This is a genomic window from Thiobacillus thiophilus, assembly GCF_055378705.1.
In genome coordinates this window covers 17,213-31,040 of the sequence record NZ_AP042404.1, presented here as the reverse complement: position 1 = coordinate 31,040, position 13,828 = coordinate 17,213, and the positions used below count along the sequence as shown (strand labels likewise).

The following is a 13,828-nucleotide window of genomic DNA, read 5'->3' as shown; positions in this document are numbered from 1 at the left end:
ATGGGCGACGTCGCCATACTAACGGGCGAATATTACATTTATATTTCAGGACGGGAAATCACCCGGCCGCGGCTGCAGTCTTTACAGCAGCGGCTATTGTTTCAGCCGTGTGTCGGACCTGATCCGCATCGCGTCCCTCCACCATCACGCGGATCAGCGGCTCGGTACCGGACGCGCGCAGAACAACTCGCCCGTTGCCGTTCAAGGCCGCCTCGGCCTCGGTAACCGAAGCGCCGACCGCCGGCACCGCCCCCAGTTTGAAGCCCTTTGCCACCCGGACATTGATCATGACCTGGGGATAAATGGCCAGATCGGCGGTCATCATTTCCAGGTCTTCTCCGGACTCACGCAAGGCGCGCAGCACCTGCAGGGCTGACACGATCCCGTCACCGGTAGTGTGCTTGTCGAGGCACAGGATATGCCCGGAGGACTCGCCCCCGAGCATCCAGCCGTTGGCATGGAGCCGCTCGAGCACATAACGGTCGCCCACCTTGGCGCGCTCGAACGGGATATTGATCCGCCCCAATGCGTGCTCCATGCCGAGATTGGTCATCAGGGTGCCGACCACGCCGCCCTTCATGTAGCCGTTCTGGATGCGATGGCGTGCAATGACGTAGACCAGCTGGTCGCCGTCGTAAATCCGCCCCTCGGCGTCGGCCATCATCAGGCGGTCGCCGTCGCCGTCGAGTGCGATGCCCAGATCCGCGCGATGAGCGTGTACCGCGTCCGACAACGCCTGGGTGTGCGTCGCGCCGCATTCATCGTTGATATTGAAGCCATTCGGCTCGTTGCCGATGGCAATCACCTCGGCCCCCAGCTCGTGCAGGACGTGCGGGGCGATGTGGTAGGTCGCGCCGTGCGCGCAGTCGACCACGATCCGCATGCCGCGCAGGTCGAGATGATTGGGGAAAGTGCTCTTGCAAAACTCGATGTAGCGCGCCGCGGCATCCTCGATGCGGCGGGCACGCCCCAGCTGGCGCGCCTCGACCGTCACGATCGGATGATCCAGCCGCGCCTCGATGGCTTCCTCCACGCTGTCGGGCAATTTTTGTCCGTCGGCCGAGAAAAACTTGATGCCATTGTCTTCAAATGGATTGTGCGAGGCCGAGATTACCACCCCCGCCTGCAGGCGCAAGGCGCGCGTCAGATACGCCACTGCCGGCGTCGGCATCGGACCGGTCATCAGAACGTTCACCCCGGCGGCAGTGAAGCCCGCTTCCAGCGCGGCTTCCAGCATGTAGCCGGAGATGCGGGTATCCTTGCCGATCAACACGGTCGGGTGCTGGTTCGGGAGCAGGCTGCCGCGATCGGCCACCAGCACCTGGCCGGCAGCGTAGCCCAGATGCATGACAAATTCAGGGGTAATGGGGGACTCGCCCACCCTGCCGCGCACACCGTCGGTACCGAAATACTTACGTCCCATCCTGTTGCTCCTCCACTGCATTCCAGATGGCCAGCGCATCGCGCATGGCCGCTACATTGTGTACCCTGACCAGCCGTGCACCACGCGCCACGGCAGCCAGTTGCGCCGCCACCCCGGCGAATTCGCGTGCCCCGACATCGCGTCCGGTCAGCGTGCCCAGCATGGACTTGCGCGACAGGCCGGCAAGCACCGGCACGCCCAGTTCAGCCAGGCGATTCAAATGCCTGAGCAAGGCCAGATTGTGTTCCAGCGTCTTGCCGAAGCCGAAACCCGGGTCGATCACCAGCCGCTCGCGGCCGATTCCTGCCGCCTCGCAGGCAGCAACGCGATCCTGCAGAAACTCTTTTACCTCTTCCACCACATCGGTATAAAAGGGCGCTTGCTGCATGCGCTGCGGCTCGCCCTGCATGTGCATCAGGCACACTGCCGCAGTGGACGCCGCTACAGTTTCCAGCGCACCGGGCGCGCGCAGGGCCATCACATCGTTCACCATGGCCGCGCCGGCACCGAGTGCCGCCCGCATCACCTCGGGCTTCATCGTGTCGACCGACACCGCGCAGCCGCGGCCGGCAAGCGCCTCGATTACCGGCAGCACACGGCGGATTTCCTCGTCGACCGCCACGGCCACAGCGCCGGGGCGAGTGGACTCCCCTCCGACGTCGAGGATATCGGCGCCTTCTTCCAGCAACTTCAGCGCATGCCGGATCGCCGCCCGTGAATCGTCCAGACGGCCCTCATCCGAAAACGAATCGGGCGTGACGTTGACGATGCCCATGACGAGGGGCCTTGCCAGGGAGAAGCGGTGCGAACCGGCGTGGAGACAGGACATAAAAACAGAGGGGCCTAAGCCCCTCTATTGTAGTGCGTTAACCCGAACCCCCGTTCAGGCTTCCTGCACGGGCTGCGTGGTCGGCGCCGGTGCACTCGGCTTGTCGCCGTCTGCCGGCGGCTGCGGGGTGACGAGAGGCTTGGACGGACGCACCGGACGCCCTGCCATGATGTCGCCGATCTGATCGGCATCGATGGTTTCGTATTCCAGCAGGGCCGCTGTCATCGCCTCGACCTTGTCGCGGTTATCGGTGAGGATTTTCTTCGCCACGGCGTATTGTGCGTCCAGGATGTGGCGAATTTCGGCGTCGATCTTCTGCATGGTGGCCTCGCTCACATTCTTGTGCGTGGTCACCGAACGCCCCAGGAACACCTCGCCCTCGTTTTCGCCGTATACCATGGGGCCCAGGGCTTCCGACATGCCGTAGCGCGTCACCATGTCGTGTGCGATGCTGGTGGCGCGCTCGAAGTCGTTCGATGCACCCGTCGAGATACTGCCGACAAAAATCTCCTCGGCCACCCGGCCGCCGAACAGCATGCTGATCTGTTCCAGCAACTGATCCTTGTACAAACTGTAGCGATCCAGCTCAGGCAGCGACATGGTCACGCCCAAGGCGCGCCCGCGCGGAATGACGGTCACCTTGTGCACGGGATCGCAGCTAGGCAGGGACATGCCGACCACGGCATGGCCTGACTCATGGTAAGCGGTTTTTTTCTTGTCCTCGGGCGTGATGACCATGGACTTGCGCTCGGCACCCATCAGGATTTTATCCTTGGCCTTCTCGAAATCGTCCATGTCGACCAGGCGCTTGTTGCCGCGGGCGGCAAACAGGGCGGCTTCGTTGATCAGGTTGGCAAGATCGGCGCCGGACATGCCGGGCGTGCCGCGCGCCAGAATGTCTGCGCGCACATCAGGGGCGACCGGCACCTTGCGCATATGTACCAGCAAAATCTGTTCGCGGCCGCGGATGTCGGGCAGGCCCACGAATACCTGGCGATCGAAACGGCCCGGGCGCAGCAGTGCCGGGTCGAGCACGTCGGGACGGTTGGTCGCGGCGATGACGATGACGCCGGCGGCCGCCTCGAAGCCGTCCATTTCCACCAGCAACTGGTTCAGGGTCTGCTCGCGCTCGTCGTTACCGCCGCCCAGGCCTGCGCCACGCTGGCGGCCGACTGCGTCCAGTTCGTCGATGAAGATGATGCAGGGCGAGCTCTTCTTCGCCTGCTCGAACATGTCGCGCACCCGTGCGGCGCCGACGCCGACGAACATTTCGACGAAATCCGACCCTGAGATGCTGAAGAACGGCACCTTGGCTTCGCCTGAAATCGAGCGCGCCAGCAGCGTTTTACCCGTGCCCGGAGGGCCCACCATCAACACGCCGCGTGGAATACGGCCGCCCAATTTCTGGAATCGGGTCGGATCTTTCAAGAAATCCACCAACTCGGCCACGTCTTCCTTGGCCTCGTCGCAACCCGCCACGTCGGCAAAGGTCACCGGGTTGGTATTCTCGTCAAGCAGGCGTGCCCGGCTCTTGCCGAACGAGAACGCGCCACCCTTCCCGCCCCCCTGCATCTGGCGCATGAAAAAGATCCAGACGCCGATCAGCAGCAGCATGGGGAACCACGAAATCAGCATGCTCACCAGAAACGATGGCTGCTCTTCCGGCTTGGCCTCGACCGACACGTTGTTCTTCAGCAGGTCGGACACCATCCACGGATCGCTCGGCGCGTAGCTGGTGAAGCGCTGGCCATCGCTGCGCTCGCCCTTCAGCACGTTACCCTCGATCACCACCTTGGTGATCTGCTGCTGGCGCACCTCCTCGATGAACTGCGAGTAGGGCATCTGCGTCTGCGTGGTGCGCTGCGCGCCGAACTGATTGAAGACCGTCATCAGGACGACGGCGATGATCAGCCAGACAGCGATGTTTTTGGACAAATTATTCACACTTACTCCTTGGTGCAGCACATATGATTCAAGCGCAGCACGTTTAAACTCGGCACAGCACGTCTGGATTCATTCTAGTCCGACTCTTGCTGGCTTGTCACGGCAGTTTCATCTTCTGCAGCCCTTGCCGCAACGGGTCGGCGCCCCAAAAGATAAATCTCGGCACTACGATTACGCGAGGCCTCGGGCTTACGGATCAGCACCTGTTCGAATGCCTGCCGCATCCGCACCCGAAAATCCTCAAAACCGACGCCTTGAAATACTTTGACGAGAAAAGTGCCGTCAGGTTTCAGCCAGTTCACGGAAAAATCAAGCGCCAACTCGCACAGCTCATACTGTCGTGCCTGATCGGACAGCATCACCCCGCTGATATTGGGTGCCATATCGCTTAAAACAAGGTCAACCCGCCCGGCCTGCAACTTTTTTTCCAGCCAGGCCAGGGCCGCCGGCTCGGTGAAGTCGCCTTCCAGGCTATCTACGCCGGGGATGGGCGCCAACGGTAGCAGGTCGATCGCCAGCACCCTGCCCTGCTGTTTCATCTTCTGCATCGCCACCTGGCACCAGCTGCCGGGCGCCGCCCCCAGATCCACCACCGTCATGCCAGGGCGCAACAGGTGGTCGCGCTTGTCGATTTCCAGCAATTTATACGCGGCGCGCGAGCGATAGCTGTCCTGCTGCGCCTTTTTGACGTAGGGATCGGTCACATGCTCGCGCATCCAGGCACTGCCCGATTTGGTTCGCTTCGGTTTCTGCGCCATGTCGTCTATCGGCTACAATCCGCGCTCGAATTTAAGGAAGAAGCATGAAATCACTCACGCCTGCACAACGGCAATTCCTGAAGGGGCTGGCCCACGCGCGCCAGCCGGTGGTTATGATCGGCAACCAGGGTTTGACGGCTGCCGTTTTGAAGGAGATCGACCAGGCGTTGAGCGCACACGAGCTGATCAAGATCAAGGCTGCCAGCAACGAGCCCGACACGCGCCGCGCCTGGCTGGAGGAAATCTGCACCACCACCGGCGCAGCGCCGGTGCAGCAAATCGGCAAGGTACTGGTGATTTATCGCGCCGCCGCCAAACCCGTCATCGCCCTGCCAGGCTGATTGCCGCCTGGCGGCGCTTATCGCGCCAGCCCTGAACGCCACACCAGCAGCAAGCCCAGCGCGCTCTGGAGCAGGTAGAGAATGCTGGATATGCCGTGCCAGCGCGCAAAGCGGTCGGCAAACACGCTTTGCATCACGGCATGCGGCATGGCCTGGTCCTTCAGGCTCTGCATGATGGGCTGGATGCCGAACTGGCCGGTCAGGATCAGCACCAGCATCACCGCCACCGCCCAGAAAAACAGCGTTTTCAGCGCGCCGCCACCGTCGCGCGCGACGCGGTAAACCAGTAGATAAATCGCGGCAGCGATGCCGATCCACGCCATCACCTCGAACAGCTTGCCGGCCAGTATTCCGGCCAGCTGCTTGTCGCCCAGGCTGGCAAACAGCAGCGGTGCGGCGACATAGCCGATCGCCCAGATACCGCCGATCCACAGCACCAGCATTGTCCCGGCGAGGCCGTCCCAGAAACGCCGCATTATCCTAGAAACCGCAGTTGGACGCGCTCGATGGTGCGTCTGGGCGGGTGTATGCCGCGAAGTGGAGCAGACTCACCCTGCAGGTGGGCGTGGTCAAAGGTAGAAAAACCAATATCCATGCTGCATTCCTCAGAGTTAGGCGCGGTCAACTGCGGTTTTTAGGATTATTTGTATTGGACGTCCAGCACTTCGTAGTGGCGCACGCCGCCCGGCGCCTGCACCTCGGCACTGTCGCCGGCATATTTACCGATCAGCGCGCGTGCGATCGGCGACGACACGGAAATCATGCCCTGCTTGATGTCGGCCTCGTCGTCGCCGACGATCTGATAGATGACGGTATCGCCCGACTCGGCCTCTTCCAGTTCAACCGTCGCGCCAAAAACAATGCGGTCATCCGCATCCAGCGTCTTGGGATCAATGATCTGGGCGTTGGAAAGCTTGCCCTCAAGGTCGGCGATACGGCCCTCGATGAAACCCTGTTTTTCCTTGGCCGCGTCATATTCGGCGTTTTCCGACAGGTCGCCCTGCGCGCGCGCCTCGGCAATCGCCTGGATCACGGCGGGACGCTCCACGCTTTTCAGCTGCTGCAACTCGGCACGCATCTTTTCTGCGCCCACGACAGTGATGGGGAATTTGTTCACAAGCTTGCCTTTCTGGTCAGTGCAGGCGCTGATGCAGCGCCTGCAGGGAATACACTTCGATCCCGTTGCCATGCCGCATGCCCATGCAGGCGGCGTGCGCGCCGGCCAGGGTGGTGAAGTACACGACCCGGCGCGCCAGTGCTTCGGCGCGGATGGCGTAGGAATCCTTTACTGCTTTCTTGTCTTCGACCACGTTGACGATGAAGTCGATATCGCCGTTCTTGATCATGTCGACGATGTGCGGGCGACCTTCCTTGACCTTGTTGACGATGGCAACCGGGATCCCCGCCGACTCGATCGCCTGTGCGGTGCCGCGCGTGGCGACCAGGCTGAAGCCGAGATCTCGCAGTGCCTGCGCCACCTCGACGATGGCGTCACGGTCGCCCGAACGCACGCTGACAAAGGCGCGTCCGCCCGGTTTCGGCAGTTCGGAACTCGCCGCCAGCTGCGACTTGACGAAGGCCTCGCCGAAACTATCGCCCACGCCCATGACTTCACCGGTCGATTTCATTTCCGGGCCGAGAATGGTGTCCACCCCGGGGAACTTGCGGAATGGGAACACTGCCTCTTTCACCGAGAAATATGGCGGGATGATCTCTTTTTCGAATGCCTGAGATTTCAGCGAAATGCCCGCCATCGCGCGCGCGGCGATCTTCGCCAGCGGCGCGCCGATGGCCTTGGACACGAAGGGCACGGTGCGCGACGCGCGCGGGTTTACTTCCAGCACGTATACGGTGTCGCCCTGGATCGCAAACTGCACGTTCATCAGGCCGACCACTTTGAGCGCCTTTGCCATCGCTACCGTCTGGCGGCGCATCTCGTCCAGCACCTCCTGCGACAGGCTGTAGGACGGCAGCGAACACGCCGAATCGCCCGAATGCACGCCGGCCTGCTCGATGTGCTGCATGATGCCGCCGATCACCACCTGTTCGCCGTCGGACAGCGCGTCGACGTCGACTTCGATGGCGTCGTTGAGGAAGCGGTCGAGCAGTACCGGCGACTTGTTCGACACCTTGACCGCCTCGGTCATGTAGCGGCGCAGGTCGGCTTCCTCGCGCACGATTTCCATCGCGCGGCCGCCCAGCACATAGCTTGGGCGCACCACCAGCGGGTAGCCGATTTCCTCGGCCATGCGGATGGCGCTCTCCGGGTTGCGCGCAGTGCGGTTGGGCGGCTGCTTGAGGCCCAGGTCGTGCAGCATCTGCTGGAAGCGCTCGCGGTCTTCCGCGGCGTCGATCATGTCGGGGCTGGTGCCGATGATGGGCACGCCGTTTCGTTCCAGATCGCGCGCCAGCTTCAGTGGGGTCTGCCCGCCGTACTGCACGATCACGCCGACGGGCTTCTCGATGCGCACGATCTCCAGCACGTCTTCCAGCGTCAGCGGCTCGAAGTACAAGCGGTCGGAAGTGTCGTAGTCGGTCGACACGGTCTCCGGATTGCAGTTGACCATGATGGTCTCGAAGCCGTTCTCGCGCAGCGCCAGTGCCGCATGCACGCAACAGTAGTCGAACTCGATGCCCTGGCCGATGCGGTTCGGTCCGCCGCCCAGCACCATGATTTTCTTGGCGTCGGTCGGATGCGCCTCGCACTCTTCCTCATAGGTCGAGTACATGTAGGCGGTCTGCGTGGAAAACTCGGCCGCGCAGGTATCGACCCGCTTGTAGACCGGGTGCAGCGCCAGCTCGGTGCGGCGCGCGCGCACCGCATGCTGGTCGGTCTCCAGCAAGCTGGCCAGTCGGCGGTCGGAGAAACCGGCACGCTTGAGCCGACGCAGTTCGTCGCGCCCCAAGTCGACCAGGGCGCGTCCGGCCAGCGAGGTTTCAAGCTCGATCAGCTGCTCGATCTGATCAAGGAACCACGGGTCGATTTTCGACAGCGCGTGGATTTCATCCAGGCTCATGCCGACCCGGAATGCATCGCCTACAAACCAGATCCGCTCGGGGCCAGGCGATATCAGCTCGGCTTCGATCTCTTCCTGGTCGGTGGTCTTGGGGTCGAAACCGTCGGCGCCGACTTCCAGCCCGCGCAGGGCTTTCTGCAGCGATTCCTGGAAGCTGCGGCCGATCGCCATCACCTCGCCCACCGATTTCATCTGCGTGGTCAGGCGGTCGTCGGCCTGCGGGAACTTCTCGAAGGCGAAGCGCGGGATTTTGGTGACCACGTAATCGATCGACGGCTCGAACGAGGCCGGGGTCGCGCCGCCGGTGATGTCATTCTGCAACTCGTCGAGGGTGTAGCCGACCGCCAGCTTGGCCGCCACCTTGGCGATCGGAAAACCGGTCGCCTTCGATGCCAGCGCGCTTGAGCGGGACACCCGCGGGTTCATCTCGATCACCACCATGCGCCCGTCCTCGGGATTGATGGAGAACTGCACGTTGGAGCCGCCGGTTTCGACGCCGATCTCGCGCAGCACCGCGAGGCTGGCGTTGCGCATGATCTGGTATTCCTTGTCGGTCAGCGTCTGCGCCGGCGCCACCGTGATGGAATCGCCGGTGTGCACGCCCATCGGGTCGAAGTTCTCGATCGAACAGATGATGATGCAGTTATCCTTGCGGTCGCGCACCACCTCCATCTCATATTCTTTCCAGCCGAGCAGCGATTCCTCGATCAACAGCTCGTGGGTTGGCGAAGCCTCCAGGCCGCGTTCGCAGATGGCGACGAACTCGTCGCGGTTGTAGGCGATGCCGCCGCCCGAGCCGCCCATGGTGAACGAGGGCCGGATGATCGACGGGAAACCCAGCGCAGCCTGTACCTGCAGGGCCTCTTCCAGGCTGTGGGCAATCGACGAACGCGCTGAAGCAAGACCGATCCTGGTCATTGCGACCTTGAATTTTTCGCGATCTTCCGCCTTGTCGATGGCCTCTTTCGAGGCGCCGATCATCTCGACGCCGTATTTTTCCAGCACGCCGTGCCTGGCCAGATCGAGTGCGCAGTTCAACGCAGTCTGCCCGCCCATGGTCGGCAGCAGCGCATCGGGGCGCTCGACCTCGATGATCTTCTCGACCACCTGCCAGGTGATCGGCTCAATGTAGGTAACGTCGGCCATGTCCGGGTCGGTCATGATCGTCGCCGGATTGCTGTTGACGAGGATGACCTTGTAGCCCTCCTCGCGCAGCGCCTTGCAGGCCTGCGCGCCGGAATAGTCGAACTCGCACGCCTGCCCGATGACGATGGGACCGGCGCCAATGATGAGAATGCTTTTCAGGTCGGTGCGCTTGGGCATGATCAGTGTGCTCCGGCGCGATCGGCCATCAGCTTGATAAATCGGTCGAACAAATAGCTTACGTCATGCGAGCCGGGGCTGGCTTCCGGATGACCCTGGAAGCTGAATGCGGGAGCATCGGTGCGTGCGATGCCCTGCAACGAGCCGTCGAACAGCGAGACGTGGGTGCTGCGCAGATTGGCGGGCAGGGTCGCCGGGTCCACCGCAAAACCGTGATTCTGACTGGTGATCGCCACCCGGCCGCTGTCGAGGTCCTTGACTGGGTGGTTGGCGCCGTGGTGGCCGAACTTCATCTTGACGGTCCTGGCGCCCGAAGCAAGCGCCAGCAACTGGTGGCCAAGACAGATGCCGAAGGTCGGCACGCCTGTGGCGACCAGTTCGGCAATCGCCTGGATCGCGTAATCGCACGGCTCCGGATCGCCGGGGCCGCTGGAGAGGAAAATACCGTCCGGCTTCAGCGCCATCGCCTCGGCCGCGGTGGCGGTGGCCGGCAGCACGGTCAGCCGACAGCCGCGCTCGGCCAGCATGCGCAGGATGTTGCGCTTGACGCCGTAGTCGAAGGCCACCACACGGAAGCGCGGCTCGGTTTGCTGGCCATAGCCGGCGCCAAGCTTCCACTCGGTCTCGCTCCACTCGTAGGACGCCGGCGCGCTCACCACCTTGGCGAGGTCCATGCCGGCCAGACCCGGAAACGCGCGCGCGGCCTCGAGCGCCTTTGTCTCGTCCAGCGTGCCCGCCATGATGCAGCCGCTCTGCGCGCCCTTTTCCCGCAGGATGCGCGTCAGCCGCCGCGTGTCGATATCGGCGATCGCCACGACGTTCTGGCGCTTGAGATAGTCGGGCAGCGAAGATTCGGCACGGAAGTTGGAATACCGGCGCGGCACGTCGCGCACCACCAGGCCGGCAGCATGAATCCGGTCAGCCTCGACGTCTTCGACGTTGATTCCGGTGTTGCCGATGTGGGGATAGGTCAGCGTCACGATCTGACGGGAATACGAGGGATCGGTGAGGATTTCCTGGTAACCGGTCATTGATGTATTGAACACCACCTCACCGGCGGAGACACCGTCGGCACCGATGGACAGGCCGCGAAAAACCGAACCGTCAGCTAAAACAAGGATGGCGGGCTGGGCACGTAACAAGGAGGACTCCGCAAAACAGTAGGCGTGGCGCAGGTGACAAAATTCAGGCGGGCTGCTTGCGCAAACCCGCCTGAACTTGAATTTTGCAATTGTAGCCGAACTGGCGCCCGGCTTCAATGCCCGGCGACGCTTGAGCGGGCTTTACTCCCCGTCCGGATCAGGGCTGGAGGTGATCCAGCGCGCCGTCCATGTCGAGCTCGGTCAGTTCGGTGAAACCGCCGATGCAGGTGCCGTCGACGACGATCTGCGGCACCGTGCGCGCACCGCGGGTGACGACGGCGAATTCCTTCATCGCCTCGCGGTCGAGATCGATGCGCACCTCGTCGTAGCCGATACCGCGCTTGTCGAGAAAGGCCTTGGCCTTGACGCAGATAGGGCAGGTACCGGTGCTGTAGACCTTGACGGCGTTCATGTTCGTTTCCTGTGAGTGCGATTAATTCAGATTCAGCACGTCGCGCATGTCGTACAGGCCCGGCGCACGGCCCTGCAGCCACTTGGCTGCGCGCAGCGCGCCCTGAGCGAAGGTGGCGCGGCTGCTGGCCTTGTGGGTGAGCTCGACGCGCTCGCCGACGCCGGCGAACAGCAGCGTGTGGTCGCCGACGATGTCGCCGCCGCGCACGGTGGCGAAACCGATTGTGTTGGGATCGCGCTCACCGGTGACGCCCTCGCGCCCGTACACGGCGCAGCTGGCGAGATCGCGGTCGATGGCGCGGGCAACGGCCTGCCCCAGCCCGAGCGCGGTGCCGGAAGGCGCATCGACCTTGTGGCGGTGGTGCGCCTCGATGATCTCAATGTCGTAGCCGTCGGCGAGCACCCGTGCGGCGAGTTCGGCCAGTTTCATCAAGAGATTCACGCCCACGCTCATGTTGGGCGCGAACACGATGGGGATCAGCTGCGCCGCCGCCGCAATGCGTGCGCGGCCGGTCTCGTCGAAACCGGTGGTGCCGATCACCAGCGGAACCCCGGCCGCTTTGCAGATGTCGAGATAAGCGAAGGTGGCTTCGGGGCGGGTGAAGTCGATCAAGGCCTGCGCGCCCCGCAGGGCGGCAACCGGCTGATCGGTGACCTTCACCCCGCTGGTCGCGCCCCAAGCGGCGCCGGCGTCCTGCCCCACCAGCGGGCTGCCGGAGCGGTCAATGGCGGCATGCAGCGCGCAACCGGCATCGGCCGCCACCGCTTCGAGCAACGCGCGCCCCATGCGGCCGGATACGCCGGCAATGGCGGTCTGCACGGTCATGGCTGAACGTCTTGTGGTGTCGACTCAGGCGACGAAATTGCAGCCGGCGGCACATCGCCTTCCATGCGGGCCAGCGTATCGCCATCGAAGTACAGCGTAATGCGCTTTTGCTCGGCAAGCCGGCCCGCCTTGTAATACAGATACACGTAATCCCAGCGATCGGGGTGGAAGGGATCGACCACCAACGGCGTTCCCAGCAGAAAACGGACCTGGGAACGGTTGAGGCCGGGCTTCAGGCGGGCGACGTTTTCCTGGTCGAGCGCATTGCCCTGCTGCACATCGATGCGGTGGGGACCGACATTGACGCTGGAACACCCGGCGACCAAGCTAAAGAACAATACAGAAATCAGGAAATGACGCATAGCCAGGAAACCGGAAGGGTTGGAGTTGGAACAGATGGAAAAAAACGTATCATAACGTATTCGAGTTCCCGTTCCGGTGACCCCATTGAGCCATCCGTCCGATCTCAAGAACATCGGCCTCAAAGCCACCCTGCCGCGCCTGAGGATCCTCGATTTGTTCGAGCAGAGCGACAAGCGCCACCTGTCCGCCGAGGAGGTGTATCGGCTGCTGTCCGACGAAGGCCAGGATATCGGCCTGGCCACGGTCTACCGCGTGCTCACCCAGTTCGAGCAGGCCGGGCTTTTGATTCGCCACCACTTCGACAGCGACAAGGCAGTATTCGAACTGGACCAGGGCGATCACCACGACCATCTGGTCTGCCTGCAGTGCGGCAAAGTCGAAGAGTTCTACGACAGCGAAATCGAAAAACGCCAGACCCGCATCGCCAGGGAACGGGGCTTCGCCATCCGCGACCATTCGCTGCAGCTCTACGCCGACTGCATCAAGGAAAACTGTCCAGGCCGCAAGCCGATCGGCTCGCGTCAACGGTAAGGCGTCACCCCCGCGCAGAGTTCGGTCACACCCTCGATAAGACGCGGCGTGGGCCGATGCAGCAAGTCCGCATCGACCCGCACAAACGCATTGTTTTTCACCGCCGGCAGGCTGGCAAAACGCTGCCACTGGCGGCGCGCGTCGGGCGCGTCGCTGCCGCTCACGATCAGTTCAGGCGCGCGCCGCAGCACCGCTTCGCGCGACACCACCGACGAGGCGACGCGCAGGTCGGCAAATACATTGCGCGCCCCGCACAGCGCCAGCGCATCACTGATCCAGTGGCTGCCGCCCACCGTCATCAACGGACGATCCCATACCTGATAAAACACGCTGATCGACGGTTTTTGCGTCGACCGCACCTGCAACGCGGCCAGCCGCGCGGAATACTCCCGCGCCGCCGCTTCCCCTTCCCCGGCATGTCCGCTCGCCTGCCCGATCAGACGCAGCAGACGTGCCACATCGTCGAGCCGGGTGGCCTGGGTGTGCAGCACCGGCAGGCCAAGTTTTTTCAGGCCGTGGATGTCCGCCGCGCGGTTGCCGCCCACCCAGACGATGACCAGGTCCGGTTTCAGCGCCAGGATGCGCTCGAAGTTGACGCGGCTGTAGTCGCCCACGCGCGGCAGCGCCTGCGCCGCGTGCGGGTAGTCGCTGGCGCTGTCCGCGCCCACCAGTTGCGCCCCGGCGCCGACGACAAACAGCAATTCGGTGAGATGCGGTGTCAGCGAAACGATACGCTGCGGCGGCTGGGTGAGTTCGAGGGTCTGCCCGGCGTCGTCAACCACGCGGATGGCGGCCGCCTGCGCCGGCAATATCAGCAGCAGGCCCAGCCACAAAAGGATGCGGCGGATCACCGAGCGGCGCGCGGGCCGCGGTGGAAGACCGGGCTCGCGCAGCCGACCGGCTCGCCACAACGAAGCCGG

Annotated in this window: 14 protein-coding genes; 2 read left to right on the top strand and 12 right to left on the bottom strand. The window is 63.3% G+C overall.

Annotated features, from left to right (window positions below; all coding sequences use genetic code 11):
* Positions 1–58 precede the first annotated feature (58 nt).
* The 4 genes from glmM to ACZ41T_RS00145 form a co-directional block, all read right to left on the bottom strand.
* Positions 59–1,423 (bottom strand): phosphoglucosamine mutase, encoded by a 1,365-nt coding sequence (gene glmM / locus ACZ41T_RS00160; protein WP_464922522.1) that lies wholly within the window; start codon positions 1,421–1,423, stop codon positions 59–61.
* Positions 1,413–2,252: a dihydropteroate synthase gene (folP, locus tag ACZ41T_RS00155; RefSeq protein ID WP_464922521.1), complete on the bottom strand. Its 840-nt coding sequence runs from the start codon at positions 2,250–2,252 to the stop codon at positions 1,413–1,415. The genes glmM and folP overlap by 11 nt, the downstream gene beginning before the upstream one ends.
* Positions 2,253–2,306: 54 nt before the next feature.
* Positions 2,307–4,196, bottom strand: coding sequence for an ATP-dependent zinc metalloprotease FtsH (gene ftsH / locus ACZ41T_RS00150; RefSeq protein ID WP_464922520.1), 1,890 nt, complete (start codon positions 4,194–4,196; stop codon positions 2,307–2,309).
* Positions 4,197–4,270: 74 nt separating this feature from the next.
* Positions 4,271–4,954 carry an RlmE family RNA methyltransferase gene (locus tag ACZ41T_RS00145; protein WP_464922519.1) on the bottom strand — a complete coding sequence of 228 codons (684 nt, stop codon included), beginning with the start codon at positions 4,952–4,954 and terminating at the stop codon, positions 4,271–4,273.
* A 44-nt stretch (positions 4,955–4,998) separates the two neighbouring features.
* On the opposite strand from ACZ41T_RS00145, the gene yhbY reads away from it, so the two are divergent.
* Positions 4,999–5,295, top strand: a complete 297-nt coding sequence (gene yhbY, locus ACZ41T_RS00140) for a ribosome assembly RNA-binding protein YhbY (RefSeq protein ID WP_464922518.1) — start codon at positions 4,999–5,001, stop codon at positions 5,293–5,295.
* Between the two features lie 17 nt (positions 5,296–5,312).
* On the opposite strand, the gene ACZ41T_RS00135 is transcribed toward yhbY, so the two are convergent.
* The 7 genes from ACZ41T_RS00135 to ACZ41T_RS00105 all read right to left on the bottom strand — a co-directional run bounded on the left by ACZ41T_RS00135 (position 5,313) and on the right by ACZ41T_RS00105 (position 12,376).
* Positions 5,313–5,771 (bottom strand): DUF4149 domain-containing protein, encoded by a 459-nt coding sequence (locus tag ACZ41T_RS00135; protein ID WP_464922517.1) that lies wholly within the window; start codon positions 5,769–5,771, stop codon positions 5,313–5,315.
* Between the two features lie 164 nt (positions 5,772–5,935).
* A complete protein-coding gene (gene greA / locus ACZ41T_RS00130; protein ID WP_464922516.1) occupies positions 5,936–6,412 on the bottom strand; it encodes a transcription elongation factor GreA in 477 nt (158 codons plus the stop codon).
* Between the two features lie 16 nt (positions 6,413–6,428).
* Positions 6,429–9,635 (bottom strand): carbamoyl-phosphate synthase large subunit, encoded by a 3,207-nt coding sequence (gene carB / locus ACZ41T_RS00125; protein WP_464922515.1) that lies wholly within the window; start codon positions 9,633–9,635, stop codon positions 6,429–6,431.
* Positions 9,636–9,637: 2 nt separating this feature from the next.
* Positions 9,638–10,777 carry a glutamine-hydrolyzing carbamoyl-phosphate synthase small subunit gene (gene carA, locus ACZ41T_RS00120; protein ID WP_464922514.1) on the bottom strand — a complete coding sequence of 380 codons (1,140 nt, stop codon included), beginning with the start codon at positions 10,775–10,777 and terminating at the stop codon, positions 9,638–9,640.
* Between the two features lie 157 nt (positions 10,778–10,934).
* Complete coding sequence (locus ACZ41T_RS00115) at positions 10,935–11,189, bottom strand: glutaredoxin domain-containing protein (protein WP_464922513.1); 255 nt, start codon at positions 11,187–11,189, stop codon at positions 10,935–10,937.
* A gap of 21 nt (positions 11,190–11,210) precedes the next feature.
* Positions 11,211–12,014 carry a 4-hydroxy-tetrahydrodipicolinate reductase gene (gene dapB, locus ACZ41T_RS00110; protein WP_464922512.1) on the bottom strand — a complete coding sequence of 268 codons (804 nt, stop codon included), beginning with the start codon at positions 12,012–12,014 and terminating at the stop codon, positions 11,211–11,213.
* Positions 12,011–12,376: an outer membrane protein assembly factor BamE gene (locus ACZ41T_RS00105; RefSeq protein ID WP_464922511.1), complete on the bottom strand. Its 366-nt coding sequence runs from the start codon at positions 12,374–12,376 to the stop codon at positions 12,011–12,013. The genes dapB and ACZ41T_RS00105 overlap by 4 nt, the downstream gene beginning before the upstream one ends.
* An 85-nt stretch (positions 12,377–12,461) precedes the next feature.
* Between ACZ41T_RS00105 and fur the strand changes: the two genes are divergently transcribed.
* Complete coding sequence (gene fur, locus ACZ41T_RS00100) at positions 12,462–12,908, top strand: ferric iron uptake transcriptional regulator (protein WP_464922510.1); 447 nt, start codon at positions 12,462–12,464, stop codon at positions 12,906–12,908.
* Here fur and ACZ41T_RS00095 read toward each other — a convergent pair.
* The gene (locus ACZ41T_RS00095; protein ID WP_464922509.1) at positions 12,899–13,819 is read right to left on the bottom strand and encodes a cobalamin-binding protein; all 921 of its coding nucleotides are present in this window, start codon (positions 13,817–13,819) and stop codon (positions 12,899–12,901) included. The genes fur and ACZ41T_RS00095 overlap by 10 nt on opposite strands.
* Between the last annotated feature and the right edge of the window lie 9 nt (positions 13,820–13,828).

Coding starts and splice junctions, on each gene's coding strand:
- glmM (WP_464922522.1), bottom strand. CDS start 1,423: ATGGGACGTAAGTATTTCGGTACCGACGGTGTGCGCGGCAGGGTGGGC.
- folP (WP_464922521.1), bottom strand. CDS start 2,252: ATGTCCTGTCTCCACGCCGGTTCGCACCGCTTCTCCCTGGCAAGGCCC.
- ACZ41T_RS00145 (WP_464922519.1), bottom strand. CDS start 4,954: ATGGCGCAGAAACCGAAGCGAACCAAATCGGGCAGTGCCTGGATGCGC.
- yhbY (WP_464922518.1), top strand. CDS start 4,999: ATGAAATCACTCACGCCTGCACAACGGCAATTCCTGAAGGGGCTGGCC.
- ACZ41T_RS00135 (WP_464922517.1), bottom strand. CDS start 5,771: ATGCGGCGTTTCTGGGACGGCCTCGCCGGGACAATGCTGGTGCTGTGG.
- carB (WP_464922515.1), bottom strand. CDS start 9,635: ATGCCCAAGCGCACCGACCTGAAAAGCATTCTCATCATTGGCGCCGGT.
- ACZ41T_RS00115 (WP_464922513.1), bottom strand. CDS start 11,189: ATGAACGCCGTCAAGGTCTACAGCACCGGTACCTGCCCTATCTGCGTC.
- dapB (WP_464922512.1), bottom strand. CDS start 12,014: ATGACCGTGCAGACCGCCATTGCCGGCGTATCCGGCCGCATGGGGCGC.
- ACZ41T_RS00105 (WP_464922511.1), bottom strand. CDS start 12,376: ATGCGTCATTTCCTGATTTCTGTATTGTTCTTTAGCTTGGTCGCCGGG.